The sequence below is a fragment of the Nonomuraea sp. NPDC000554 genome (genome assembly GCF_040300065.1).
Taxonomy (GTDB): domain Bacteria; phylum Actinomycetota; class Actinomycetes; order Streptosporangiales; family Streptosporangiaceae; genus Nonomuraea.
This window is the reverse complement of the sequence record NZ_JBEPDC010000009.1, coordinates 1-26,226: the sequence shown is the minus strand read 5'-3', so window position 1 is coordinate 26,226 and position 26,226 is coordinate 1. Positions and strand designations below refer to the sequence as shown.

The following is a 26,226-nucleotide window of genomic DNA, read 5'->3' as shown; positions in this document are numbered from 1 at the left end:
CCAGGATCCCGGCGAGACACCGCCTCGGAACCACCGACGACCCGGCAGGCTCCACCCGGGCCGATGGGGCGCTACCGGGCGCCGGGGAAGCCCGTTTCAGTCACAGTTCCACCTGGCCGCTGATGCAGGTCACCGCCGCGCCGCCCACCCAGACGTTCTGGTCGGTGTCGGTGGAGATGCGGACGCGGCCCGCGCGGCCCAGCACGGTGCCCTGGGCGGCCACGTACGGCGCGGCGGCCCGGCCGGTGCGGAGCAGCCACTGAGCCACGGAGGCGTTGAGGCTGCCCGTGACCGGGTCCTCGACCATGCCGCCCTCGGCCGGGCAGAACGCCCGGACCTCGAACGCGTGCGGCGCCCCCGCCGGGTACGGCCCCACCACCCCGATGGACAGCTCCGTCGCGCCAGGACGCAGCGCGAGCACCGCGTCGGCGTCCTTGAGCAGCACGGCCACCCAGCCGGGCCCGTTGTCGGCCCACTCGATGTCGACGATCTCGCCGCGTTCGATGCCCAGCACCTCGGCGACCCGCTCGACCAGCGGCTCCTCCACCGTTCCTGAGCGCAGCAGCGGCGGCGCGGCGAACGCGAGGCCGTCGCCGGTCTTACGCACCCGCACCAGCCCCGCCCCGCACTCCTGCACGATCGTCTCCGCCGCTCGCGGCACGCCTCCCGCCTCCAGCCAGGCGTGGCAGGTGCCGAGCGTCGGATGCCCGGCGAAGGGCAGCTCCGACGTGGTGGTGAAGATCCGCACCCGGTAGTCGGCGTCGGACGTGGTGGGCGGTAGCACGAACGTGGTCTCGGACAGGTTCGTCCAGTGGGCGAAGCGCTGCATCTCCTCGGTGGTCAGCCCGTCGGCGTCGAGGACGACCGCGAGCGGGTTCCCGTGGTACGGCGTGGTGGTGAACACATCAACCTGACGAAATTCGCGCGACATGCCCCAAGTTTCGCAGAACGCCGTCAGAACGCCCGGAGCCACTCGCCCCCACGATCGCCAGGAGGCGCGAAGCTCCCGCGACCACCGTGAAGCAAGCCGACACGTTCTCACGGTGGCACCACCACCCGGCCCCAGCGGCCAACGACGGGCGGCGTGATCGGGGCGGGAGACTCCGGGCTACTCACTCGATGCGCTCGATCTCGCGGGGCTCTGGAACTACTCCACGGCCAGAAGGGATTCGATGCGCTCCACCGCCGTCTGGAGGGCTTCCTGCGGGACGTCTTCGAAGAGTTCGAGGGCGACCCGGGAGTTCTTGGGCTCCCAGACGCCGGCGACCCGCCCCTCGTGCACCACGACCGGCGAGATCCAGCCCGCCTGACGGCTGACCTTGGGCTTCACCGGCGCCGGAATGAGGGGCTCCAGATTGCGCGGGGCACCAAGGATGTACTGGTCGAACCCCGGCAGCAGATGGACCTCGCCGGACGGCCGGGTGACCGCGAGGTCGTCGAGCTGCTCGGTGAGGGCGAGCAGAGTGCGGCCGTCGTCGGTTCCGACCTCCGTCAGCTCCGGCCCGAGGTCGCGGAACCACCCCTTGAGCACGGCCTTCCTCGCCACCCCGCCGAACAGCCAGGTGTCGAACATCTCGGGCGTCGCCGGGCCGTGCGCGCCGAGGTAGGCGCGGGCCAGCCGCACGCCCGCCTCCTCGGACGGCGGGAGCGTCGCGCCCCAGCCGGGAAGCCAGCGGCGCGGGGCCACGAAGGTCACCCTGCCGTCGCGCGGCGGGCCGTAGCACAGCTCGCCCAGGCGGCTGAGCGGCTTGAGCAGGGCTCCCCAGCCGGAGGTGAGCGCCTGTCTGAGGTGGGCGTCGCCGGTGACCTGGACGACCGCCTCGACCAGCTCCTCGCGGGTGAGCGGCTGCTCCCCCAGCGCGTGCGGGACGGCCTCGATGATGGCCGAGATCTCGGCGGCGGTGACGCCGTGGCCGCGCTGCCACGAGCCCTTCTCCCAGAACCGCAGCGTGGCCAGGGCGGCGCAGTAGCCGGCCAGCTCGTCGGAGGGCAGGAGGTGCAGGGTGCCCCGCATGATCCAGGTCTTGACCAGCGTGCGTTCGTGCCAGAGGGCCCGGTCGATGGCGCCGGGGTCAGGTTCGGCGCTGCGGACCGCCACGGCCAGCCGCGCCGACGAGCTCACCTGGGCCTGCACACCGCACAGCCTGCGCGCGACCGCCACCACGTCGGACCCGCCGGCGGGGCTCACGAACTGCCTGCGCAGGCGCCAGGCGAGGATCTGCGGCCAGGTCAGCTGAATCGTCACGCGTCCACTTCTACACGCCGCCACCGACAGCTTCGGACGGCCGCTGAACTCCAGCCGCCGTCCCCGAAAGGGCCGCTGACGCGCAGCCTGCCGTCCCCCCAGACGAGGTCGTCGATGTGGGTGACCGGACGAGATGCCGGGCCGGTGGGAGCGGCCGGTCAGCTGGTGAAGCCGATGTCCTGGTAGCGCAGGTCCTGGAAGCCTCTGGCGCCGACGTTGGCGAGTGTCGCCTTGGCCGCCACGCTCTGCGGCCGCTGGTACAGCGGCAGGACGTTCACCAGCTCCCAGATCAGCACGTCGGCCCGGTTCGCGTCCGCGTGGGCCTGGGCCTGGTCGAGGTTCTGGACGGCCTTGCTCATGGCCTGGTCGATGGCCGCCGACCCGGTACGGCCGAAGTTGGCGTTCCAGGTCTTGCCGTCAGGGGCGTTCGCGTAGATGCCGTAGCTGCTCGACACCGGGAACGGCGTGCCGATGTACGAGAACGGCGTGATGTCGAAGTTGCCGGGGATGACGTACTTGGTGAAGAAGTCGTCGCTGGGCACGGCCTGGATCGTGAGCTTGACCCCGATCTGGGAGAGCATGCTCTGCGCCAGCTCCCCTTCCGCCTTGCTGACCTGGACCCCCGAGGGGACGACGAAGCGCAGGTCGAGGTTCTTGCCGTCCTTCTGGCGGACGTTCCCGTTCAGCCGCCAGCCCGCCTCGTCCAGCAGCTGTCCGGCCCGCTGCGGGTTGTACACGCCGTACTGACCGGCGTTGTCCTGGTAGCCGTCCTGGGTGTTCATGAAGAAGTGGTTGTTCAGCAGCGTGATCGGCCAGTCGAGGCCCTGCAGATCCGACTGGGCGATGGCCTGGCGGTTGATGGCCATCTGGATCGCCTGGCGCACCCGGACGTCGTTGAGCTTGTCGCTGGAGCCGTTGAAGGTGAAGTGGCGGAAGTCGGGACCCGCCGCCTGCCTGACCTGCGCGCCCGGGGTGGCCTTGGCACGGGCGTAGTCGGGGGCCGACGGGCCGACGTCGGCGAGGTCCAGCTCGCCGTTGCTGAACGCGCTGATCATCGCGTCCTGCTCGGACGCCCGGTAGATGATCTGGTCGAGCTTGGCCCGGTCGCCCCACCAGCGGTCGTCGCGGACGATCGTGATGGTCTTGGCGGTCTGGTCGAAGCTCTTGAACCTGAACGGCCCGGAGGTCACCGGGATCTTGTTCAGCCAGGCGTTGTTGAAGGCGTCGGGGGTCTTGTTGGTGGAGGCGGGCATGAGCGGGCCGAAGAGCGACTGCCAGTCGCTGAACGGCCTGGCGAACGTGACGACCACCTGGTAGTCGTCCTTGCCCCGCTCGACCTTCTGGATGTCCTGGTAGCCGGTGGAGGAGACGATGTGGAAGCGGCGGTCGCGGCCGTTCAGCGCGTGCCACTGGGCCTGGTAGTCGGCCCAGGTGATCGGCTGGCCGGTGGACCACTTGGCCTTGGGGTTGAGCATGTAGGTGACCACCTGCTTGGGGCTCTGCGCGGTGATCGTGGCGTCGAGCAGGTAGTCCTTGTTGGGGGAGATCTCGGCCTTCTCGTTGGAGATGAACGGGGACGGCAGCAGCGCGTTGCTGACCACGGCGGCCATCGCCAGATTGCCGTCGACATGGTTCCTGTTCCACTGGCTGGGGAACTCGCTGATGCCCCAGCGCAGCGTGCCGCCGTCCTTGACCTTCTCGCGGGGCTGCGGGTTGATGTCGAACGCCTTCATCGCCACGTTCCCTGAAGGGCTGCCGGTTCTGCCGCGGCCGGTTTCGGTGCCGCAGCCGGCCAGCGGCGGGATGACCGCCGTGAGTGCCAGGACGGCCACCACGAGACGTGATGCCTTCATCGAACGGATCCCTCCAGATCTAGCTGACTTCGAGCTTCTCGGCGTAGTGGCAGGCCGCGCCGTGGTCCTCGCCGAGCGGGCGCACCTCGGGCTCGACCGTGACGCACGCCTTCCGCTCGTCGTCGGTCAGGCCGGACCTGAACAGGGGGCACCGGGTGCGGAACCGGCAGCCCGACGGCGGGTCGGCGGGGCTGGGGAGGTCTCCTTCGAGCAGGATCCGGGTGCGCGACCGTTCGCGTACCGGGTCGGGTATCGGGATCGCCGACAGCAGCGCCTGCGTGTACGGGTGCCTGGGGGTGTCGTAGACGGCGTCGACCTGCCCGATCTCGGCGATCCTGCCCAGGTACATCACGGCCACCCGATCGGCGATGTGCCTGACCACGGCCAGGTCGTGCGCCACGAACAGGTACGACAGCCCGAGCTTGGCCTTGAGCGCGTCGAGCAGGTTGATCACGCCTGCCTGGATCGACACGTCGAGCGCGGAGACGGGCTCGTCGAGCGCGACCAGCCGGGGCTCCAGGGCGAGGGCGCGGGCGATGCCGATGCGCTGGCGCTGGCCGCCGGAGAAGTCCTGCGGGTAGCGGGCGGCGTGCGACGGGTCGAGCCCGACCAGCGCGAGCAGCTCGCCGATCCGCCTGCCGGGGCGTCGCGTGCCGTGGGCGCGCAGCGGCTCGGCCAGGATGTCGTAGACGGTCATGCGCGGGTCGAGCGAGGCGAGCGGGTCCTGGAAGACGACCTGGAGGTCGCGCCTGATCGCCATGCGGGAGGCGCCCGACAGCCGCCCGGTGTCGTGGCCGAACAGCTCGATGCGGCCCTGCTGCGGCCTGACCAGCTCGAGGATCTCCATCAGCGTGGTCGTCTTGCCCGAGCCGGACTCGCCGACCAGCCCGAGCGTCTCGCCCTCGCGGATGTCGAAGCTGACGCCCGCGACCGCGTGGACGGTGCCGATCCGGTGCCTGAACACGGTGCCGCGCATCAGCGGGAACTCCTTGACCAGGCCGTCGACCCGGAGCACCTGCTGCCCGCGCGGCGCGCCCGCGGGCGCCATGGCGGGCACGACGTGCTCGGCGGGCATGCGCGGCCTGACCTCCTCCCAGCGGATGCACGCCGCCCGGTGGCCGGGCCCGACGTCGAACAGCGGCGGCTCGCCGTCGTCGCAGGCGTCGACCTTCAGCGGGCAGCGCGGCGCGAACGGGCAGCCGGGCGGCAGCGCGGCGGGCGAGGGCGGCTGGCCCTCGATGGGCACGAGCGGCTGCCGCTCGCCCCTGTCGACGCGCGGCACCGAGCTGAGCAGCCCCGCCGTGTACGGCATGCGCGTGCGGTAGAAGACGTCGTCGACGGCCCCGACCTCGACCGGGCGGCCCGCGTACATCACCAGCACCCGGTCGGCGAACCCGGCGACCACCCCCAGGTCATGGGTGATCAGGACGATCGCGGCGCCGGTCTCCTGCTGCGCCTTCTTCAGCACCTCCAGCACCTGTGCCTGGATGGTGACGTCGAGCGCGGTGGTCGGCTCGTCGCAGATGATCACGTCGGGGTCGTTGGCGATGGCCATCGCGATCACGGCGCGCTGCCGCATGCCGCCGGAGAACTCGTGGGGGAAGGCCATCGCCCGCTTCGCCGGCTCGGGGATGCCGACCAGGTCGAGCAGGGCGACGGCCTTGACCGCGGCCTGCTCCTTGGTCACCTTCTGGTGGACGCGCACGGCCTCGGCGATCTGGTCGCCGACCCGGTAGACGGGGGTGAGGGCCGACAGGGGGTCCTGGAAGACCATCGACATGGTCTTGCCGCGGAAGGCCGTCAGCTGCCTTTCCGGCGCCCCGAGCAGCTCTTTGCCATGCAGCCTGACCGACCCGGTGACCTTCGCGCTGGGTGGCAGCAGGCCCATGACCGCGGCCGAGGTGACGGACTTGCCCGACCCCGACTCGCCGACGATGCCCAGGACCTCGCCCTGCCGCACGGCGTAGCTCACCCCGCGCACGACGGGCACGTCGCCGAAGCTGACGTGCAGGTCGGTGACCTCCAGCACGGGCGTCATCGCGACCTCTTCGCGCCGGGGTCGAACGCGTCGCGCAGCGCGTCGCCGACGAGGTTGACCGCGAGGACCGTGACGATCAGCAGCCCGGCGACGAACCAGAACGTCCACGGCGCGTAGAGGGCGGTTCTGGAGCCGTCGGCGATGAGCGTGCCGAAGGAGACGTCGGGCGGCTGGATGCCGAAGCCGAAGTACGACAGCGAGGTCTCGGTGAGGATGGCGGCGCTGACGTTCAGGGTGGCGTCGACGATCAGCAGCGACGACAGGTTGGGGATCACGTGCCTGAAGATGATCCGCACCGCCGGGACGCCCATGAACCGGGCGGCCTGGACGTACTCCCGCTGCTTCAGCGAGATCGTCATCCCCCGGACGATCTTCGCGGTGACCATCCACAGGAACAGCGCCAGCATGATCACGAACAGCACCCAGTCGCCGGGGCCGAACAGCGGCGACATGATCGCCAGGATGAGGAAGGCGGGCAGCACGAGCAGCAGGTCGGTGAGCCAGGTGAGCGCCCGGTCGGTCCAGCCGAGGAAGTACCCCCCGAACGCGCCCACGACGGCGGCCAGCGCGGTGGACACCAGGGCCGCGAGCAGGCCGACGATCAGCGACTTCTGCATGCCGCGCAGCGTCACCGCGTACACGTCGGCGCCGGTTTGGAGCGTTCCGAACCAGTGGCGGGCGGACGGCGGCTGCATGAAGGCGGTGAAGTCCTTGTCGGTGTAGGTCCACGGGCTGAACAGCGGCCCGGCGAAGGCGAGCAGGAACATCAGCGCGAGCACGGCGAAACCCGCCTGCCCCTGCCGCGACTCGAAGAACCGCCTGGCGACGACCTTCCCCCTGGAGGGCGCCCTGAGCTCGACGAGCTCCTCCGCCAGCTCCTCCTCCGACAGCGTCATCCGACCCTCACCCTCGGGTCGAGCGCGGCGTGCAGCAGGTCGGAGGCGAGCGAGGCGAAGAGCACGGCGATCGCGGCCAGGAAGGAGATGGCCGCGACGGTGTTGACGTCGTTGGTGAAGATCGAGTTGATGAGCTGCTCGCCCAGCCCGTGCCAGCCGAAGATCTTCTCGGTGAAGGTGGCCCCGGTGAGCAGGGTGCCGAAGGTGAACGCGAAGTAGGTCACGACGGGGATCAGCGCGGTGCGCAGGGCGTGCCGGGTGAGCGCGCTGCGCCTGCTCAGCCCCTTGGCCATGGCGGTGCGGACGAAGTCGGCGCCGACCACGTCCAGCATCATGTTGCGCTGGTAGCGGCTGAAGACGGCGATCAGCCCGACCGACAGCGAGACCGTGGGCAGGATCAGGTGCTGCAGCCGGTCGAGCAGGCCGCCCCAGAACCCGGTGTCGAGGCCGACGCTGTACTCGCCGCTGACCAGGAACACCTGGGTGCCGAAGAGCTGGTCGTTGGCCCACGTGCCGAACAGGATCAGCATGTTGGCGAGCACGACGACGGGCACGGCGAGCACCACGAACGACAGCCCGGTGGAGAGCCGGTCGAACAGTCCGTACTGCCTGACCGCGGCGAGGGCGCCCAGCAGGACGCCGAGCAGGCTGCCGAAGATCAGCCCGAGTATCACGAGCCGGAACGTGACGCCCATGCGCCGCTTGAGGTCCTCGTTCACCGGGCTGCCCGTGACGGTCTTGCCGAAGTCGCCGTGCAGCACCCCGGTGGCCCAGGTGGCGTACCGCTGGATGAGCGGGGTCTTGTCGTTCAGGTTGAGCGCGGTGAGCTGGGCGTCGACGACGGCGGGCGGCGGCTTGGGCGTGCGTTCTGCGTAGTTCGAGCGGGGGTTGAGCGCGCTGGCGGCGAGCAGGTAGGCGAGGCTGGACGCGACAGCCACGAGCACGACGTAGTTGAGCAGTCTGCGGGCCAGGAACCCCGCCATCGTCCCCCCTCCGACACGCACGACGTGTAGCCATATTGCTACACCATGTGAGTACGAGGATGCACCAAAGTGCCAAAGAGGAGTGTGATTAGCGTCCGGAAAGTTCGTCCACGGCGGTGCGGACGTCCTCGCTGGTGATCGTGGTCAGCTCGGCCGAGCTGGCCGACTCGCCCAGCCCCGCCAGCCGGACGTCGCGGCGCATGGCCGCGCGCTCGAACAGCGACCTGGCGAAGCGGCCGTTGCCCAGGCCGTCGATCAGCCGCTCGTCGCACACCCACGCGAAGACCTCGTCGAGGTCGCGCAGTGCGTCCTCGTCGAAGCGGTCGCCCGCCTGCTCGGCCAGCAGCACGGCGATCTCCGACAGTTCGCTCCGCGAGTAGCTGGGGAAGGCCACGCGCTGGTTGAACCGGCTGGCCAGGCCGGGGTTGGTGGCGAGGAAGTCGTCCATCTCGCGCTCGTAGCCGGCGAGGACGATGACGAGCCTGTCGCGGTCGTCCTCGGCGCGCTTGAGCAGGGTCTGCACGGCCTCGGCGCCGAAGGCGTCGCCGCTGGAGTAGCCCGGGTTGACCAGGCTGTACGCCTCGTCGATGAACAGGACGCCGCCGAGCGCCCGGTCGACCAGCTCGTTGGTCTTGATCGCGGTCGCGCCGAGGTGCTGGCCGACCAGGTCGGCCCGCTGCGCCTCTACCACGTCGGGCCTGGCCAGCAGGCCGAGCGCGGCGAAGATCCGGCCGACCACCCTGGCGACGGTGGTCTTGCCGGTGCCGGGCGGGCCGGCGAACACGAAGTGGCGCATCTGCGGCGGCGTGGGCAGGCCGCGCTCCTGGCGCATCCGCGCCACCTGGAGCTGGGCGGCGATGGCGTGGACCTGCCGTTTGACCGGTTCGAGCCCGGCCATCGCGTCGAGGTCGGCGAGCGCGTCCTCCAGGGTGGGGGTGTCGGCGTAGCCGCGGAAGCGGGCGGTCAGCTCGCCGAACGCCTTGGTCACGTCGGCGGTGGTGGTGGTCACGAGGTCCTGGGTCGAGGGAGTGCCACCCCCGCCGACCACGCGCACGTCGCGGGCCGTCGCCGCGGCCTCGACCAGGCTGCGCGCGAACCGGGCGTTGCCCAGCTCGTCGACCAGGCCGCGCCGCTGGACGTCCTCGAACTGGCCGAGCAGCGCCTGGCGGGTGTCGGGCGCCATGGTGTCGCCCCTGCGGCGCTGGAGCAGCTCGGTGATCTCGGCCAGCTCGGCGGGCGAGTAGCTGGGGAAGCGGACCCTGGTGGCGAACCTGCTGGCCAGGCCGGGGTTGGAGGACAGGAACGAGGTCATCTCCTGCTCGTAGCCCGCCAGGATGATGATCAGCCGGTCGCGGTCGTCCTCGGCCCGCTTGAGCAGGGTCTGCACGGCCTCGGCGCCGAACCTGTCGGGCTGGCCGTCGGAGGAGTTGACCAGCCCGTACGCCTCGTCGATGAACAGCACGCCGCCGAGCGCCCGGTCGACCAGCTCGTTGGTCTTGATCGCGGTCGCGCCGAGGAACTCGCCCACCAGGTCGGCCCGCTGCGCCTCGACCACGTACGGCGTCTCGAGCAGCCCGAACGCGTAGAAGATCTTCGCGAGCGTGCGGGCGACGCTGGTCTTGCCCGTGCCGGGCGGCCCGACGAAGACGAAGTGCCTGGTGGGACGGCCGGTGGTGTAGCCGGCCTCGGCCCGCAGCCTGGACGCCTCGATGGACGCGGCGATCGAGCGGACCTGCTCCTTCACCGGCGCCAGCCCGATCATGCTCTCCAGCTCGCCGAGCGCGTCCTCGACGGAGATCTGCGGCAGCGCCGCCTGCTTGTCGGACCCGGCCTCCACCCGGCCCTCACGCACCCGGACCCGCACCTGCTCCTCGACGGCCATCTCGGCCCTGGCCCTGCGGGCGACGAAGAAGCGGTAGACGAGGACCGCCGCGGCCGCGCCGTAGGCGACCCAGACGGCGACGGCGTCGGAGACCAGGGCCAGGGCGGCGGCGAGCATCCCGGCCGGCACCAGCGCCATCAGCGCGCTCTGCCACGGCGGCACCCAGCGGATGAGGTGGGCGGCGGCGGCGACGGGCAGACCCAGCAGCGCCAGCAGGATCGGGGCCGCCGAGTGCGGCGGGAACAGCGCGGCGAACAGCGGCGCGAGCGCGCCCCAGGCGGCGAGCACCAGGACGGTCGCGGCGGCGCGGGGGAAGCGCAGGGTCAGCGCGACGAAGCCGAGCGCCACCAGGGTGATGAGGAAGGTGCGGAGCAGTTCCCAGCCGAGTGCGGCGCCGAGGCCGACCGCGCCGACCAGCACCACGACGTACAGCACCCGCCGGACGGCGGGGGGAAGCTGGAAATACCGCAGCCGCACCTGTTCAAACAGATCCCGCGCCGCACCCCGCCCCGCAGCTCGGACCCTGTCGGACTCACGCATCACGCCTCCCCGGTCCGCCCCCGGTTATACCGCACCGGACCGGGGATTGGGCGGACCTGACACGCTGGGTGTGCCCGGCGTACACGGCGATGCGGGATCCCGGCTACCGCCGCTGGTGCCGTCCGGGGAAGCGGCCCACGCTGACCTGTGTGGGGGTGACGCTCAGGACGTCCGAGCCGGGCACCGCGACGCCCCGCACCTCCACCCAGAACCGCTGTCGCAGCGGATCCACCGCGAACACGGCCACCCGCGGGTCCCCGTCCGGCCCGTCGGCCTCCGCGACCAGCCGCAGCTCCCCCGACGGGCTGACGGTGGCCGTCGCGCCCACCGCCCTGGGCCCGTCGCGGCCGGCGTACGACAGCACGACGCTTCTGGCGAACGCGAACGCCCGGCGCACCTCGGGGCTCAGCGCCACCGACGGCGCGGCCCCCATCGGCAGGTCGCTCATGATCAGTGACGTCCGCCACGGACCCGGGCCGCCGCGCCACCACGCGCGCGCCGCCCGCGCCCCGAACACGGCCGCCACCGCCGCGAGCGCGGCCAGCCCGGCCCGGTACGTCCAGACGTGCCCCAGGACGCCGCCTGCCGCGCAGCCGGCCGCACCCAGGGCCGTCAGGGAGGTCGCGGCGAGCAGCCACCGGTCCTCCCGCCACGGCGCCCGCCGGTAGGCGCGCAGCAGCGGGTACGGCACCGCCACCGCGGCCACCGCCGCCCTCGGCTGCACCACCAGCGCCAGGCACACCAGCGGCGCCAGCGCCGTCCAGGTCCTGCCGAGCAGGATCCAGCGGGTCACCCCGGCGTTCCGCCTGGCCGTGCGCTCGCCGGCGGCCCCCGCGAACTGGTCCAGGGCGCGCAGCGGGCGCCCGCGCCAGGTGTCGGCCAGCGCCCGCAGCGCGGCCAGCGCCGGCCAGCCGAGCACCGCGATCCCGGCCAGCCCCGTCCACACGGGACCGAGCGACGAGGTGACGGCGGGCGTCGCGCCCAGCGCCAGCCAGGCGGCGAACGCCGTCACCGACAGGGCGGCCGACGCCACGGCCGCCCCCAGCCAGGGGTCGCGTCCCAGCATGGCGGGCACGTACGTCCAGACCCGCACCCTGCGCGCCTGCCTGACGGTCAGCGGGACGAGCAGCAGGAGCACGGCGAGGCCGCCGAGCTGGGCGAGGCCGCCCCTGTCGAGGGCGAGCGCGGCCGCCGCGACGGCGACCGTGGCGGCGGCGGCGAGCAGGCGGGCCTGGCGCGTCCAGACCTCCAGCGCCCGCCTGGCCCTGCCGGTCTCGCGCGGGTCGAGCGGCCAGGCGGGGTCGTGGTGGGGGCGGGGCCGGTCCCAGCGCAGCAGCGCGAGGCCGAGGTTGGCGCGGGCGTGCGACTGCCCGCCGTCCCTGGCGAGCGCGGCCAGGTAGGCGGCCCGCGCGCGGCCGTGCTCGGCGCGGAGCAGCGCGAGGTCGCCGGCGAGCACGTACGGTTCGGGCTCCTCGGGGGCGAACGCGCGGGCCTGGGCGGCGTGCCCGGCGGCGTCCTCCCACCGGCCGGGGATCCGGCGCAGCGCCGAGGCCAGGCGCAGATGGGCCTGCCAGGAGCCGGGGGCGAGCCGTACCGCCCGTTCCGCGGGGGCGAGGGCGTCCGCGGCGCGGCCCTGGCGTTCGTGGGCGAGGCTGACCAGCCGCCAGGCCCATTCGCTGCCGGGGTCGAGCTCGGCGGCCCTGCGCGCGGACGCGAGCGCGGCTTCCGGGTTGCCGGCGCCGAGCTGGCCGGCGGCGAGGGCGCACCACCCTCTTGGGGACCGGTCTTCGTCGCCGGATTCCGCGGTCCCCACGAGTCTCATGATGACCGACGGATGAAAATTAGATAGATCCGGACATATGGCTGTGTCTCTCTAGAGAGGTGGTTGCTGACCCGTGGATCAGTCCATACCGCTTTTGCCGGGTGGCTGACTTCGCCTAAGCTGCCACGCAAGTTCAGGCGGGCCCGTTGCAGTCAGATCGGCCCGCAAGGAGGCGCATGACCGTTACACAGGCCGCACCCCTCGTCAGGCGTGCCGTTCAGGAGCATCGGGACAACCGCTGGTCCATCCTTGTGCTGCTCTGCCTGAGCCTGCTGCTGATCACGGTCGACGCCACCGTCCTGCACATCGCGGTGCCGGCGCTGACGGCCGCGCTCGAGCCCTCCGCGGTGCAACTCCTGTGGATCATCGACGTCTACTCGCTGGTCGTCGCGCCGTTGCTGATCATGTTCGGCTCACTCGGCGACCGCTACGGACGCAAACGGCTGGTGCTGTCGGGGTTCGTGCTGTTCGGCCTGGCCTCCGCCGGCGCCGCCTTCGCCCCCACTCCTCTCACTCTCATCCTGGCCAGGGCGCTGCTCGGCGTGGGCGGCGCCATGATCATGCCCGCCACGCTGTCGCTGATCCGCCAGGTGTTCACCGACCGGCGCGAGCGGGCCATCGCGCTCGGCGTCTGGAGCGCGGTCGCGGCGGCGGGCGCCGCCATCGGGCCGCTCATCGGCGGGGTGCTCGTCCACGTCTGGTGGGGCGCCGTCTTCCTGATCAACGTGCCGATCCTGGCCGGGCTGATCCCCGCCGCCGCGCGGCTGCTGCCCGAGTCGCCCCGACGCGCCGGAGAGCCCTGGGACGGCCTGAGTGCCGGCCTGTCCGTCGTCGGCATCCTGGCGCTGGCCTTCGGCCTGAAGGAGGCGGGGGCCGGCAGCCTGATGCCGCTCTGGGCGTCCATCGCGGTCTTCCTGGCCGGCGTGGGGCTGCTGGTGTGGTTCGTCAAGCGGCAGTCACGGCTGGCCACGCCGCTGCTGGAGGTCGGGCTGTTCCGCGACCGGGCGTTCACCACCGGCGTGGCCGGGGTGCTGCTGGGCGTCTTCGCGCTGGTCGGGCTCCAGCTGATGCTGGCGCAGTACCTCCAGCTCGTCCTCGGCGACAGCCCGCTGCACGCCGCCCTGCGGATGCTGCCGCTGGTCCTGTCGGCCATCTCCGGAGGGCTCGCGGCGGCGCACATCCTGCCCAGGATCGGCATGCGGGCCACGATGAGCGGCGGGCTCGGCCTGGTCGCGCTCTCCCTGACGCCCACGCTCAGCTGGGGGGTCGAGGGGCATCCCGTGATGCTCGCCGTCTGCTTCGTGGGCATCGGGTTCGGGGTGCAGGTGGCGCTGCTGGCCGCGTCCGACACCATCATGTCGTCGGTGCCCGAGTCGCACGCGGGCGGCGCGGCGGCGATCGAGGAGACCGCGTACGAGCTGGGCGCCGGGCTCGGCGTGGCCGTGCTCGGCACGATCACCAGCCTGGTGTACGCGCCCGCGCTGCACACCGTGCCGGGCGTGTCCGGCGGCGAGATGGACAAGGCCAGGCAGTCGCTCGCGGGAGCCGCGCACGTGGCCGACCAGGTGGGCGGCAGCGCGGGCGGCGCGCTGCTCGACGCCGCGCGGTGGGCCTTCGTCAACGCGCTGCACACGACCGTGGTCGTGAGCGTCGTCCTGCTCAGCCTGACCGCCACCGCCGTGGCCCTGCTGCTCCGGCGGGACCGAGGTGTGTGATGTCCCGATCAGGGCAGACCACTAGCGTGAGACAGGCCCTCCGTGATCTCGCAGCGCTTGTCGCCCGCCTCGGTGTGGGCGGCATCTTCTTCGCCAACGGCTGGACCAAGCTGGAAGTCGGCTTAAGGGCCACCGGAGAGCAGTTCCTCAACCAGGGCGCTCCCGCCCCCGGCGCCTGGGCCACGGTCACCATGCTCACCGAGCTGATCGGCGGCGCGCTGCTGATCGCCGGGCTGGCCGTGCCGGCGATGGGGCTGATCCTGTTCGCCGAGGCGCTGGCGGTGTTCGTGGTCGCGCCGCCTCTCAACCCCGTCAGCCTGAACGAGCTCATCCTGCTGGGCGCGGCGTCGCTGCTGCTCGCCGTCGTCGGCGCCGGGCGGCTGTCGGTGGACCACATGGTGGTGATCCGGCGCAGGGAGTCGGCCGCCGCCAGCGAGTTCGCGGCCGACAATGAGGCTGACGCGGTCATCTCGTCCCTGCGCGACCCCGACTCGCCACGGCCTGCCGCCAAGACCCCGTCCGCGCAGGCCGAGCCGTCCGCGACCGGCTCGGACGAGGCGAAGCCGTCCAGGTCCGGCGCGGGCAAGACGTCCAGGGCCAGGGGCTCGCAGGAGCCGGGGGCCGCCCCGGAGGACACCGCGCCGCGCCCGCGGGCGCGGCCGTCCGGCGAGGAACCGGCGCCCGCCGAGCGGCCGGCGCCGGGCGACACGCTGGTGGCGGGACGCAAGAAGCCGGCCTCGCGCGGCCGCCGGACGTCCTCCGGCGACTGACCGCCCCGCGCGGGATCAGCGCCTGTCGACCGCCAGCCGCGAGCGGGCCGTGAGCACGGCCGCCCCCGCCGCGAGCAGCAGACACGCCCCCACCACACCCAGGACGAGAGGGACGGGCACGACCAGCGCGACCCGCGTGCTCATCACCGTGGCGAGCCCCGACCGCATCCCGAGCAGTGTCGGCAGCGCCACCAGCAGGCCGAGCACGGTGCCGAGCGCGACCACCAGCACCGACTCGGCGACGACCGCCCGCAGCACCTGCCGCGCCGTCGCCCCTGCCAGGCGCAGGACGACCAGGTCGCGCGTGCGGCCGGCGGCCGACATCGCCAGCGTGCCGGCGATCGCCACGCCCGTGTACCCGGCCGACACGATGACGAGCAGCACCGTGAAGAGCCATACCAGGCGGTCCTCCTCGTCATCGGTCTGCGCCGCGTAGGCGTCCATGCCGACGACCCTGGCGCCGAGCCCCGCGGGAAGCGCGGACGGCGCCCGCCCGGTGACGAACGCCTCGGCGGCCAGGGCTGACGGGTCGTGCGTCCTGACCAGGTCACGGGAGAGCAGCACGCTCGACAGCGCCTCGTCGACGACGGCGGCCACCGTCACCGGGACGGTCCGGCCGTCCTCGAAGGTCAGCCGTACCGCCTGGCCCGCGCGCCACCCCCGCTCCTTGGACACCCAGGACTCGATGACCATGCGGTCCCCGCCGACCTCGGCGAAGGAGGGGTCGGCGCCGACGGCGGGAACGGCCTCGCCGTCCTCGCCGTACACCGCGGTGGGCAGCAGGGACGCACCGCCCGCGGCGGCCGCGTCCGACAGACCGGGCGTGCCCTCGGGCACGATCACCGCCTCCGCCCGGACCGACGTGGCCCGCGCGGCGCTGACCGCGGCGGCCGTGGTCTGCACCATCCCCGTGATGAGGACGGCGAAGCCCACCGTGACCAGCACCGGAGTGGCGGTCGACGCGGTACGCCGCACCGCCACCAGCGCGCTCTCCCGCACCAGCATGCCGGTGGCGCCGCGCAGCCGCCCGAGCGGCCAGGTCACCAGCCGCGCCACCGGCGGGACGATCGCCGGAGCCAGCAGCGCCAGCCCGAGGATCAGCGCCATCGCCGTGTAGAGCGCGTAGCTCACCAGCTCGTTGCCGGCGGACCCCGCGGTGACGACGGCGCCTGCCAGGCCGCTCACGCACAGCAGCCCGCCGCCGATCCATCTGCCGCGCGGCATCGGCCGCTCGTCGACCGCGGCCTCGCGCAGCGCCTCCAGCGGGCTCACCCGCGCGGCCCGCCGGGCGGCCGTCCACGACCCGAGCAGCGCGACGACGACCCCGACCGCGAACGACCCGGCGAGCGGCAGCGGCTGGATCGACACCGTGAAGCTCCGCGGTTCGAACCCGGCCGTCACCAGCAGCTCCCCCAGCCCCGGCGCCACAACGGCGCCGAGGACGACGCCGGCCGCCGAGCCCAGGGCGCCGATCGCGAGCGCCTCGCGGTACACCATCCCGCGCACCTGGCGCGGTGTCGCGCCCACGGCCCGCAACAGCCCGAACTCGTTCCGGCGTTGCGCCACGGCGAACGCGAACGTCGAGGCCACCACGAAGATCGAGGCGAACGCCGCGAGCGCGGCCATGGCGGTCAGGACCTGCATGCCGATCCACCGGATCCGCGCGTCGTCCAGCGGTTCGAGCGCGACCCGCGCCTCCCCCGCGAAGACCCTGCCGGCCCTCCCCACCACGTCTCGCGCGGTCGCCTCGATCGAGGCGACGCCCGCTCCCCTCTCGGCGACGAGCCCGATCGTCCTGACCCCGCCGGCCAGCTTCGCCGCTTCGCCGTCGCCGAGGTAGAGGCCGGGCCCGTCGGTCGTGCCCGACACCGTGTACGTGGCGGGCCCCCGCGCGGTCAGCACCGTGACCCGCGACCGCACCGCCAGGCCCAGCCGCCGGTCGGCGACGACCTCCCCGTCGCGGCGCGGCGGCGCCCCCGAGATCAGCCGGTACGCCCCGAGCGCGGCGGCCGACCACGCGTACCCCTGATGGCCCTCCACCGGGGTGCCGCCGACGACCGGTTGGGCGTAGAAGGACCTGTCGGGCACGGCCACGGCCACGCCCGGGACGGCCTCCAGCGCCCGCTGGAGCGACTCGACCTGGTCGGGCGACCAGGGCCTGTCGGGCGTGAAGTTGCCCTCGGGCCGCTCGATCGCCGGGGCCGCGACCAGGACGTCCGCCCGCGAGAGCCGCTCGGGCAACCGCGGACCGGCCGACAGCAGCGCCGTGCTGGTCACGGCGACGATGGCCACCCCGAGCAGGAGCGCGACGAACGTGCCCGCGAAGGCGCTGCGTCGCTCCCGCAGGGTGGCGTACAGGCGCCTCAGCACGCCGCCGCCTCCAGGTTCGCCATGCGGGCCGCCACCGCCGCCGCGCTCACCTCTCTGGCGAACTCCTCCACCACCCGGCCGTCGGCCAGGAACAGCACCCGATCGGCGCGGGCCGCCGCCAGCGGGTCGTGCGTCACCATGATCACTGTCTGTCCCTGGCGGTCGACCAGGCCCCGCAGCAGGTCGAGCACCTGCCGCGACGCCTTCGTGTCGAGCGCGCCCGTCGGCTCGTCGGCGAACACCACCGCCGGGCGGGTGATCAGCGCCCGGGCGATCGCCACCCGCTGCTGCTGCCCGCCGGACAGCTGGCTCGGCCGGTGCTCCAGCCGGTCCGCCAGGCCCACCTCGTCCAGCGCCGCCCGCGTCTGCGCCGGCGACGGCCCGCGACCGGCCAGCCTGAGCGGGAGGGAGACGTTCTGCTCCGCGGTGAGCGCCGAGACCAGGTTGAACGCCTGGAAGACGAACCCCACCCGCTCGCGGCGCAGCAGCGTCAGCCCCGTCTCGTCCAGCTCTCCCAGGTCGGCGCCGTCGATGACGACCTGTCCCTCCGTCGGCCGGTCCAGCCCGGCCGCGCAGTGCAGCAGGGTGGACTTGCCCGATCCGGACGGGCCCATCACGGCCGTGAACGTCCCGGCGCGGAAGGCGGCCGTCACCCCGTCGAGCGCGGTCACCATCCGCTCCGGTGGCCCGTACGTCTTGCGTACCGACCTCAACTGAACTGTCTCGTCGATCTCCATGGCACCCAAGCCAAGCCGCCCGCGGGCCCGGCGCGCATTGGCGCTCGGGCGAGAGTGCACGGTAGACCCAGCACTACTGCCCCGCCCTGCCGGCTCGGATAGCGTCGGAACGTGCACGCCAGGTCCGCCATCCAAGCCCTCAGCCGGCGGCCGTCGGCCTTCCTGCGCTCGTCGTGGCCCTGGCGCTCCCTGGCGTACCTGCTCGCGAGCGCGCCGCACGCCGCGCTGGCCATGGCTGTCGTCTTCACGGCGTACTCTCTCGGCGGCGCCGCCGCGTCCGCGGCCGGGTTGCTCGTGGTCGCGGTGCTGGGGCTGCCGGTGGCGGCCTTCGAGCGGGTACGGCTGCGCCTGGTGGACCCGCTGCCCGCTCCCCGACGGCACGGGCGCCGCGGCCTGCGCGCCCGGCTGGCCGACCAGGCGACCTGGCGGGACTACGGCTTCGCCCTGCTGGTGCTGGTCGGGATGTGGGTCATCGACCTGGGCGTGATCAGCCTGGCCAGCGGTCTGCCGCTCATGCTCCTCTCGGGGCCGCTGCAGCCGGCCACGGGCGTCCTGCTCGGCCTGCCCTTCGCCGTCGCGGGCCTCGCGCTGCTCCCGCTGGCCGCCTACCCGATCGCCGCCTGGGCGGGAGCGCGGGCCATGATCACGCGTGCCGTGCTCGCGCCGAGGGACGCGGAGATCATCCGCTCGCGCGCCCGGCTCGTGGACGCCTTCGAGGGCGAGCGCCGCAGGATCGAACGCGACCTGCACGACGGCACCCAGCAGCGGCTCGTCGCGCTCACCATGAAGCTCGGGCTCGCCCGGCTCGACCTGCCGCCGGGCTCACCCGCCGCCGAACAGGTCGGGCAGGCGCACGAGGAGGCGAAGCAGACGCTGGCCGAGCTGCGCGAGCTGATCCGCGGCGTGCATCCGAAGGTGCTGACGGACCGAGGGCTGCCCGCCGCGGTGCAGGACGTGGCCGGCCGCTCCCCGATCCCCGCCGACGTCCACGTCACGCTCCCTGGGCGGCTGCCCGTCCCGGTGGAGGTGACCGCGTACTACGTCGTCTCCGAGGCGCTGGCGAACGTGGCCAAGCACAGCGGGGCCGCGCGCTGCCAGGTGCACGCCAAGGTCAGGGGCGGCACGCTGGTCGTGGAGGTGAGCGACGACGGGGCGGGCGGGGCCGACCCGGAGGCGGGGTCCGGGCTGGCCGGGCTGGCCGACCGGGTGGCCGTGGTCGACGGCGTCATGACGCTGTCCAGCCCGCCCGGCGGCCCGACGTCGGTCCGCGTGGAGATCCCCCTGTGACGCCCGGTCACATTTCTGCCGTCAGCCGGGCGATCACCCGCATCTTGTTCATCGCGTCCAGGGCGGCGACCTTGTAGGACTCGGCCAGCGTCGGGTAGTTGAACACGGCGTTGACCAGGTAGTCGACCGTGCCGCCGCAGCCCATGACGGTCTGCCCGATGTGGACGAGTTCGGTGGCGCCCGTGCCGAACACGTGGACGCCCAGCAGCCGCCGGTCCTCCGAGGAGACGAGCAGCTTGAGCATCCCGTACGAGTCGCCGATGATCTGCCCCCTGGCCAGCTCCCGGTAGCGCGAGACGCCCACCTCGAACGGGACCTTGTCCCTGGTCAGCTCGTCCTCGGTCCTCCCGACGAAGCTGATCTCCGGGATGGTGTAGATCCCGATCGGCGGCAGTTCGCCCAGGTCGCCGACCGATTCGCCGCACGCGTGCTGGGCGGCCAGCCGGCCCTGCTCCATCGAGGTGGCCGCCAGCGCGGGGAAGCCGATCACGTCGCCGACCGCGTAGATGTGCGGGACGGCCGTGGTGTAGTTCTCGTCCACCTTGATCCGGCCCCGGTCGTCGGCGGTGAGCCCGGCGGCCTCCAGGCACAGCTCGGCCGTCTTGCCCTGCCTCCCGGCCGAGTACATGACGCAGTCGGCCGGAATCCGCTTGCCGCTCTCCAGGACGGTCAGCGCCCCCCTCGGCCGTCGCTCGACCGCGGCGACGCTCTCGCCGAACCGGAACGTCACGGCGAGGTCCCGCAGGTGGTACTTGAGCGCCTCCACGATCTCCAGGTCGCAGAACTCCAGCATCCGGTCGCGGCGCTCGACCACGGTGACCTTGGTGCCGAGCGCCGCGAACATCGAGGCGTACTCGATGCCGATGACCCCGGCCCCGACGACGACGAGGGTCTCGGGCACCCGGTCGAGCCGCAGGATCGCGTCGGAGTCGATGACCGTCCTGTCGTCGAACTCCACGGTGGACGGGCGGGCCGGCGAGGTCCCCGTGGCGATCACGATCTTCTCGGCGGTGACCTTCCTCTCCTCGTCCCCGGTGATCCCGATCGTGTGCGCGTCCAGGAACCGGCCGGTGCCCTGTAAGACCGTCACATGGTTGCGGCCCAGCTGGCTGCGGATGACCTGGATCTCCCGGCCGATCACATGCTGCGTGCGCATCCCGAGATCCGCGACCGTGATCTCGTCCTTCACCCGGTAGCTCGCTCCGTACAGCTCCCGCTGGTTCAGGCCCGTGAGGTAGAGGACCGCCTCACGCAGCGTCTTGGACGGGATCGTCCCGGTGTTGATGCACACGCCACCGAGCATGTGCTGCTTCTCCACCACCGCGACCCGCTTGCCGAGCTTCGCCGCGGCGATCGCCGCCTTCTGCCCGCCGGGGCCGGTTCCGAGCACAAGAAGATCAAAGTCATACATCTGCGCAGACCTCCCGATAAGGAACCTACTCACCGGGTCGCCGCCGATCCAGCCGAAGTTTCTCCATGTGCGCTCTGCCGCTCTTCGGGCGGCAGACGTCGTCGGACGGGCCGGTCGCCAGCGCTCCTGAGACAGGGGGCGATAGTTGGCCCCTGGAACCGATAGTTGGCCCTTAGCGGTTGTTAACGGCCATGGGAATCCTGGTAGGTGGCCATGGAAATCACTCGATCATGCCCATGTGTCGCAGTACGGTCTAACACTTGGCCGGACTTAAGAGGGGAACCGTTATGAGCTCCGCCACCTACATCGAACCTGCTGAATCGGAACCCGAGATCGCGCTGGTCGGCGGTGACGTCACCGAGGGCGTCGTGCGCGTCGGCGACACGGTGCGGCGTCCGGTCGGCTTCAACGCTTCGCTCGTCCATGCCTTGCTCCGCCACCTGGAGGTGGTCGGGTTCGCGGGTGCCCCGAGGTTTCTCGGTATTGACGCGGCCGGACGTGAGGTGCTGACGTTCGTCGCCGGCGAGGTTGCCGGACAGCCGAGGCCTGCGTGGATTGCCGACGAGGCGCGGTTGGCTTCGGTAGGCCGCCTCGTCCGGGCTTACGATGACGCGGCAGCCAATTTCGTCCTCCCCGAAGGGGTCCGGCCCTTCTCGGGGCTCGGCGAGATCGCCGTGCCGCCGGACATGCCGCCCGCACCGCCCTATCCGGTCGAGCTGGTCGGGCACATGGACTTCACGCCTGACAACATTGTGTTCCGAGATGGCGAGGCCGCGGCGCTCATCGACTTCGACCTGGCCAAGCCGGTCTCCAGGGTCGACGAGGTGTGCAACGCGATGCTCTATTGGGCTCCGCTGGGTGATCCCGTCGACGCAGATCCGCTCCTACGGGACGTCGATGCGCCGCGCCGCTGCCGGATCCTCGCCGACGCCTACGGGATGTCGGATACGGATCGTTCCCGACTCGTTGAGGTGGCCGTCATGCGGTCGAGGCGGGCGTGGTTCTCGATGAAGCAGATCGCCGAGGCGCAGGGCGGGGGTTGGGCACGGATGTGGCGGGAGGGCGCCGGCGATCAGATCAAGCGGCAGGAGGCGTGGTTGGAGCGAGAAGGCGCGGCGATCGAAACGGCGCTGACCGCTCCGTAGGTCACTTCGCGACGGGAGCAACGACGATCTCACCGACATCGGACAAGTCGTTCCGAAACGCGGTGACAGCCCACGCCCATCTGCCCAGCGGTCCGGGGAGCTTGTCAATGGGCTCGAGCACACACCGACCCCGACGCGTTCGACGCTGCCCTACGAGCGATCGCTACCGAACTCGAGAACTCCGGCCACCTCGTCGATTACCAGCACTGGCGCACCGCACTACAGAACTGGTGACCTATATGGACCGCATCCCATCCGAGACCAGCAACCACCCGACGTCCAAGCTGCTTGGCGCCACCGGAACCGGCCTTCTAACTGGCCCGCCAGCCCTCACCGCCAGCTGAAGCACTACTCCTGCCCCCGCTACAAAGTCCTCAGGAAAACGCTCGAGGTCTTTGCCGCCGAGCTCATAGCTCAAATCGACCAGACACAGCTGTCACTCTGAGGACCGACTCACCGCCCCGCACAGAATCAGAAACCGACGAGGGGCCAACTATCTGTTCCAGGGGCCAACTATCGCCCCCTGTCTCAGCTTCGGCTCGGGCGCGGATCGCCGGGGCCGAAACTGTCGGTGCCACGCGCCATGATGGAACCATGACCGACGCGCCCCCCAGCACTCTCCTCGCAGATCAGACGGCCTACGCCGAGGCCGTCCAGCTCGCCCTCGACTCCGCCGCGGCCTACTACCGCGACGGCACGTCCACGCTCGACGACGACGCCTACGACCGGCTGGTCCGCGGCATCCAGGCGTACGAGGCCGAGCACCCCGACGCGGTGTTGCCGACCTCGCCGACGGGCAAGGTCGCCGGCGGCGCGGTGGTCGGCGACGTGCCGCACACGGTGCCGATGCTCAGCCTCGACAACGTCTTCGGCGCCGAGCAGCTGGCCGACTGGGCCGCCTCGCTGGAGCGTCGGCTGGGCCGCCCGGTCACGGCCTGGAGCGTGGAGCCGAAGCTCGACGGGCTGGCGATCACCGCCCGCTACCGCGGCGGGCGGCTGGCGCAGCTCGTCACCCGCGGTGACGGCACCGCGGGCGAGGACGTCAGCCACGCCATCGGCACCATCGTGGGGCTGCCCGCCCGGCTGGCCGAGCCGGTCACCGTGGAGCTGCGCGGCGAGGTGATGATGACCGCGTCGCAGTTCGAGGAGGCGTGCGCCAAGCGCCAGGCGCATGACGGCACCTCGTTCGCCAACCCGCGCAGCGCGGCGGCGGGCACGCTGCGGGCGCAGGACCGGCCGTACGTGTGCGAGCTGACGTTCTTCGGCTACGGTGCGCTGCCGCACCCCGACGACTCCTCCGAGCTGGCGGTGCGGCTGCGCGAGTCGCCGCACAGCGAGGTCATGGCCTGGGTGGCCGGGCAGGGCGTGCAGACACCGGCCGTCACCGACGTCGGCGGGGTCGTGGCCGCCTCTCTGGAGCAGGTCCAGGAGCGGGTCGAGCTGATCGCCGCCAAGCGGGCCGAGCTGGCCTTCGGCATCGACGGCATCGTGATCAAGTGCGACCTCGCCGCCGACCAGGCGCAGGCGGGGTTCAGCTCGCGCGCCCCGCGGTGGGCGATCGCCTACAAGCTGCCCGCCACCGAGAAGATCACCAAGCTGGTCGGCGTGGAGTGGAACACCGGCCGCACGGGCATCATCGCCCCCCGCGCCGTGCTGGAGCCCGTCGAGCTCGACGGCAGCGTCGTGACGTTCGCGACCCTGCACAACGTCGCCGACATCCAGCGCCGCGGGCTGATGCTGGGCGACAGCGTCGTGGTCTACAAGGCCGGCGACGTGATCCCCCGGGTCGAGGCCCCGGTCGTCCACCTGCGCACCGGCGACGAGCAGCCGATCGCGATCCCGCAGGTCTGCCCGTCCTGCGGCGACGCGATCGACGCCTCGCAGGAGCGGTGGCGGTGCGTGCGCGGGCGCGCCTGCCGGGCCATCGCCTCCATCGGGTACGCCGTGGGCCGCGACCAGCTCGACATCGAGGGCCTGGCCGAGAACCGCATCCTCCAGCTGCTCGACGCGGGGCTGATCGTCGACTTCGCCGATCTGTTCTACCTGACCCGCGAGCAGATCCTCGGCCTCGACCGGATGGGCGAGGTCAGCACCGACAACCTGCTGGCCGCCCTCGATCGGGCCAAGGGGCAGCCGCTCAGCAGGGTGTTCTGCGCGCTGGGCGTCCGCGGCACCGGCCGCTCGATGAGCCGCCGCATCGCCAGGCACTTCGGCAGCATGGCCGCCATCCGCGCGGCCGACGCCGAGGCCATCCAGGCCGTGGAGGGCATCGGCCCGGAGAAGGCCCCGGTGGTCGTGGCCGAGCTGGTCGAGCTCGCCGACCTCGTCGACAAGCTCGTCAAGGCCGGGGTCAACATGACCGAACCGGGCTGGGTCCCGCCGGGCGACCCCGCCGACACGGTCGGCTCCGAGCTGCCCCTGGCCGGGATGTCCGTCGTGGTCACCGGCGCGATGAGCGGGGCGCTGGAGGCGCTGTCCCGCAACGAGATGAACGAGCTCATCGAACGCGCCGGCGGCAAGGCCTCCTCCAGCGTCTCCGCCAAGACGTCCCTGCTGGTGGCGGGAGAGAAGGCAGGCTCCAAACGGGCCAAGGCCGAAAGCCTGGGCGTGCGCGTCGTCGACCCCGAGGAGTTCGCCGGCCTCGTCGGCTCGTTCCTCTGATCCGTCTTGCCTGGGGCCTCGATCACGCCATGACGGGATGGTCTCGGCGAGCCGCCCGGGGCGTGCGGGTCAGCCGGCCGTGCGGGCGGCCGTGCGGGCGGAGTCGTCGTAGGCGGCCAGGACCGTGTCGGCGTGGCGGAAGGCCCAGTCGCCCAGGGCGCGGATCGGCACCAGCAGGTCCTCGCCCGCCTGGGTCAGCTCGTACTCCACCCGCGGCGGGGCCTCGGCATAGCGTCGGCGTTCGACCAGGCCACAGCGTTCCATGCGGCGCAGGGTTTGAGTGAGCACCTTCTGGCTGATGCCGCCGATCTCCCGGCGGAGTCGGCCGGGGCGCATGGGCCCCTCCTTGAGGGCGAACACCACCACCGGCAGCCAGGCATGGGCGAACAGGTCCACGGCCAGACGGGCCGGGCAGTCGGCGATGAACTCGCCGTAGGGCTCAAACGGGGCGTCGTCGTGGTGGTCCACGCTCGCCAGTCTCCCGCATCCGTTGGGCACCTGGAGGTGCCTATCAGCCCGCCTACCGTCCTCGTGGAAAGCCGAAGTTCAGGCGAGGAAGAGGGAAGACATGCGTATTGGCATACTCGGGGCCGGGCAGATGGCCGAGGCGCTGGGATCGGGCTGGGCGCGGGCGGGGCACGAGGTGATGGTCGGCGCACGGTCGCCGGAGAAGGCGCGCAAGCTGGCCGAGGGGATCGGGGCGGGCGCCCGCGGCGGTGATCTGCGGGCCGCGGCGGAGCACGGCGAGGCGTTGCTTCTGGCCGTACCGGCCCTGTCGGTGGACGGGATACTCGCCGAGGTCGGCGCGGCGGACGGCGCGTTGGCCGGGCGGACGCTGATCGACTGCACCAACGCCTACGAGCCTGACGCGTTCACCGACGCGCCGGGCTCGTTCCTGCTGACCGACGACGCGGTGGCCGAGCGGGTGGCCAGGCTGGCCCCCGGGGCGAGGGTCGTCAAGGCATTCAACGTGTGCGCCGCGGAGGTGTGGACCTCCCATGCAGGGCGCGGGCTGGGGGTGCCGCTGTGCGGCGACGATGAGCGGGCCGTGGAGATGGTCGCCGATCTGGTGAGCGATCTGGGGTTCGAGCCGGTACGGGCCGGTGGACTGAGGCGGGCGCGATACCTGGAGGCCGTGAGTGTGTTCGTGGTCGGCCTGTGGTTCGCCGGGTACGACGCCCGCCAGATGCTGCCGCCCCTCCAGGAGGCCTTTGCCCACTCTGACGCCTGACACCGCTCAAGGGTTAAGAAGGATCAGCGGACGAGGCCTCGCCAGCAGATGATCGCGGCGGCAGGAGTCACGAACGCCTCGCGGATGCCGTCGCGGACCTCCCAGCGAATGCGTAGGCGGCGGAACCAGCCGTGGGCTGGATCGGGGAGCTCGAGGGGATCGACCGCACCCTCCAGTGCTTGCGCGGCAAGCGCGCCGACGCACCCGCCAGGTTGATCTCGGGATGCCGCCATCGGCACAGCCCGATAACTGAGCCACCCGGACCGCTCCCAGCGGCTGAGTCACGCCGGGAGCGATCCGGTGAAGCGCCCTCAACGCGGCATTATGCGGCGTTTCCGTCGCCTGTGGTGCGGACGCGACGAGGTCACTGACTGTGCTGGTGCCCTGCGAGGCCTTACCGAATGTCTCCAGACCCAGCGTTCGCCGACTACCGATTTTCTTTGTTCCGGGCTTGACCTTGCCCCAAGGTCAAGGTCCGACGATGGCCTGCATGAACAACAACGCACTGCACACCGTCGAGGCCCAGATCCGCGAGCAGGCCGCCACCTACTGCGAGTCCAACAACGTCCCCGGGTTCGTCGCCGGCGTCTACCACGCCGGCGAGCAGATCGTCGTCGCCCACGGCACCGCGAACGCCGCC

At 72.1% G+C, this 26,226-nt stretch carries 18 protein-coding genes; 6 read left to right on the top strand and 12 right to left on the bottom strand.

Annotation, left to right across the window (positions count from 1 at the left end; translation table 11 throughout):
• Positions 1-100 precede the first annotated feature (100 nt).
• From ABT294_RS18660 to ABT294_RS18625, 8 genes are all read right to left on the bottom strand, one after another.
• Positions 101-931, bottom strand: coding sequence for a PhzF family phenazine biosynthesis protein (locus tag ABT294_RS18660; RefSeq protein ID WP_350807124.1), 831 nt, complete (start codon positions 929-931; stop codon positions 101-103).
• Between the two features lie 216 nt (positions 932-1,147).
• Complete coding sequence (locus ABT294_RS18655) at positions 1,148-2,245, bottom strand: winged helix DNA-binding domain-containing protein (RefSeq protein WP_350807122.1); 1,098 nt, start codon at positions 2,243-2,245, stop codon at positions 1,148-1,150.
• 158 nt (positions 2,246-2,403) lie between these two features.
• Positions 2,404-4,098 (bottom strand): ABC transporter family substrate-binding protein, encoded by a 1,695-nt coding sequence (locus tag ABT294_RS18650; RefSeq protein WP_350807121.1) that lies wholly within the window; start codon positions 4,096-4,098, stop codon positions 2,404-2,406.
• A 19-nt stretch (positions 4,099-4,117) separates the two neighbouring features.
• Positions 4,118-6,136 carry a dipeptide ABC transporter ATP-binding protein gene (locus ABT294_RS18645; protein ID WP_350807119.1) on the bottom strand — a complete coding sequence of 673 codons (2,019 nt, stop codon included), beginning with the start codon at positions 6,134-6,136 and terminating at the stop codon, positions 4,118-4,120.
• Positions 6,133-7,032: an ABC transporter permease gene (locus ABT294_RS18640; protein ID WP_350807118.1), complete on the bottom strand. Its 900-nt coding sequence runs from the start codon at positions 7,030-7,032 to the stop codon at positions 6,133-6,135. The genes ABT294_RS18645 and ABT294_RS18640 overlap by 4 nt, the downstream gene beginning before the upstream one ends.
• Positions 7,029-8,015: an ABC transporter permease gene (locus ABT294_RS18635; protein ID WP_350807116.1), complete on the bottom strand. Its 987-nt coding sequence runs from the start codon at positions 8,013-8,015 to the stop codon at positions 7,029-7,031. The genes ABT294_RS18640 and ABT294_RS18635 overlap by 4 nt, the downstream gene beginning before the upstream one ends.
• 88 nt (positions 8,016-8,103) lie before the next feature.
• Positions 8,104-10,437, bottom strand: coding sequence for an AAA family ATPase (locus ABT294_RS18630; RefSeq protein ID WP_350807115.1), 2,334 nt, complete (start codon positions 10,435-10,437; stop codon positions 8,104-8,106).
• 103 nt (positions 10,438-10,540) lie between these two features.
• Positions 10,541-12,259 (bottom strand): hypothetical protein, encoded by a 1,719-nt coding sequence (locus tag ABT294_RS18625; protein ID WP_502912071.1) that lies wholly within the window; start codon positions 12,257-12,259, stop codon positions 10,541-10,543.
• Between the two features lie 176 nt (positions 12,260-12,435).
• On the opposite strand from ABT294_RS18625, the gene ABT294_RS18620 reads away from it, so the two are divergent.
• Both ABT294_RS18620 and ABT294_RS18615 read left to right on the top strand, forming a co-directional pair.
• Positions 12,436-13,974, top strand: a complete 1,539-nt coding sequence (locus tag ABT294_RS18620) for an MFS transporter (RefSeq protein ID WP_350807111.1) — start codon at positions 12,436-12,438, stop codon at positions 13,972-13,974.
• 26 nt (positions 13,975-14,000) lie between these two features.
• Positions 14,001-14,744, top strand: coding sequence for a DoxX family protein (locus ABT294_RS18615; protein WP_350807109.1), 744 nt, complete (start codon positions 14,001-14,003; stop codon positions 14,742-14,744).
• A gap of 15 nt (positions 14,745-14,759) precedes the next feature.
• Here ABT294_RS18615 and ABT294_RS18610 read toward each other — a convergent pair whose 3' ends face one another.
• Both ABT294_RS18610 and ABT294_RS18605 read right to left on the bottom strand, forming a co-directional pair.
• On the bottom strand, positions 14,760-17,114 hold the full coding sequence (locus tag ABT294_RS18610; RefSeq protein ID WP_350807108.1) for an FtsX-like permease family protein: 2,355 nt from the start codon (positions 17,112-17,114) through the stop codon (positions 14,760-14,762).
• Entirely contained in the window at positions 17,108-17,851 is a 744-nt protein-coding gene (locus ABT294_RS18605) for an ABC transporter ATP-binding protein (protein ID WP_350807107.1), read from the bottom strand. The genes ABT294_RS18610 and ABT294_RS18605 overlap by 7 nt, the downstream gene beginning before the upstream one ends.
• A gap of 111 nt (positions 17,852-17,962) precedes the next feature.
• On the opposite strand from ABT294_RS18605, the gene ABT294_RS18600 reads away from it, so the two are divergent.
• Positions 17,963-19,138: a sensor histidine kinase gene (locus tag ABT294_RS18600; RefSeq protein WP_350807105.1), complete on the top strand. Its 1,176-nt coding sequence runs from the start codon at positions 17,963-17,965 to the stop codon at positions 19,136-19,138.
• 7 nt (positions 19,139-19,145) lie between these two features.
• Here the strand turns inward: ABT294_RS18600 and sthA are convergent, their stop codons facing one another.
• Positions 19,146-20,549, bottom strand: coding sequence for a Si-specific NAD(P)(+) transhydrogenase (sthA, locus tag ABT294_RS18595; RefSeq protein WP_350807104.1), 1,404 nt, complete (start codon positions 20,547-20,549; stop codon positions 19,146-19,148).
• A 287-nt stretch (positions 20,550-20,836) separates the two neighbouring features.
• Here sthA and ABT294_RS18590 point away from each other — a divergent pair, with 287 nt between their 5' ends.
• Positions 20,837-21,694: an aminoglycoside phosphotransferase/kinase family protein gene (locus ABT294_RS18590; RefSeq protein WP_350807102.1), complete on the top strand. Its 858-nt coding sequence runs from the start codon at positions 20,837-20,839 to the stop codon at positions 21,692-21,694.
• A gap of 594 nt (positions 21,695-22,288) precedes the next feature.
• The gene (gene ligA / locus ABT294_RS18585) at positions 22,289-24,355 is read left to right on the top strand and encodes an NAD-dependent DNA ligase LigA (RefSeq protein WP_350807100.1); all 2,067 of its coding nucleotides are present in this window, start codon (positions 22,289-22,291) and stop codon (positions 24,353-24,355) included.
• Between the two features lie 69 nt (positions 24,356-24,424).
• On the opposite strand, the gene ABT294_RS18580 is transcribed toward ligA, so the two are convergent.
• A complete protein-coding gene (locus ABT294_RS18580; RefSeq protein ID WP_350807098.1) occupies positions 24,425-24,823 on the bottom strand; it encodes a winged helix-turn-helix transcriptional regulator in 399 nt (132 codons plus the stop codon).
• Between the two features lie 100 nt (positions 24,824-24,923).
• Here ABT294_RS18580 and ABT294_RS18575 point away from each other — a divergent pair, with 100 nt between their 5' ends.
• Positions 24,924-25,586, top strand: a complete 663-nt coding sequence (locus ABT294_RS18575) for an NADPH-dependent F420 reductase (protein WP_350807097.1) — start codon at positions 24,924-24,926, stop codon at positions 25,584-25,586.
• The last annotated feature ends 640 nt before the right edge of the window (positions 25,587-26,226 follow it).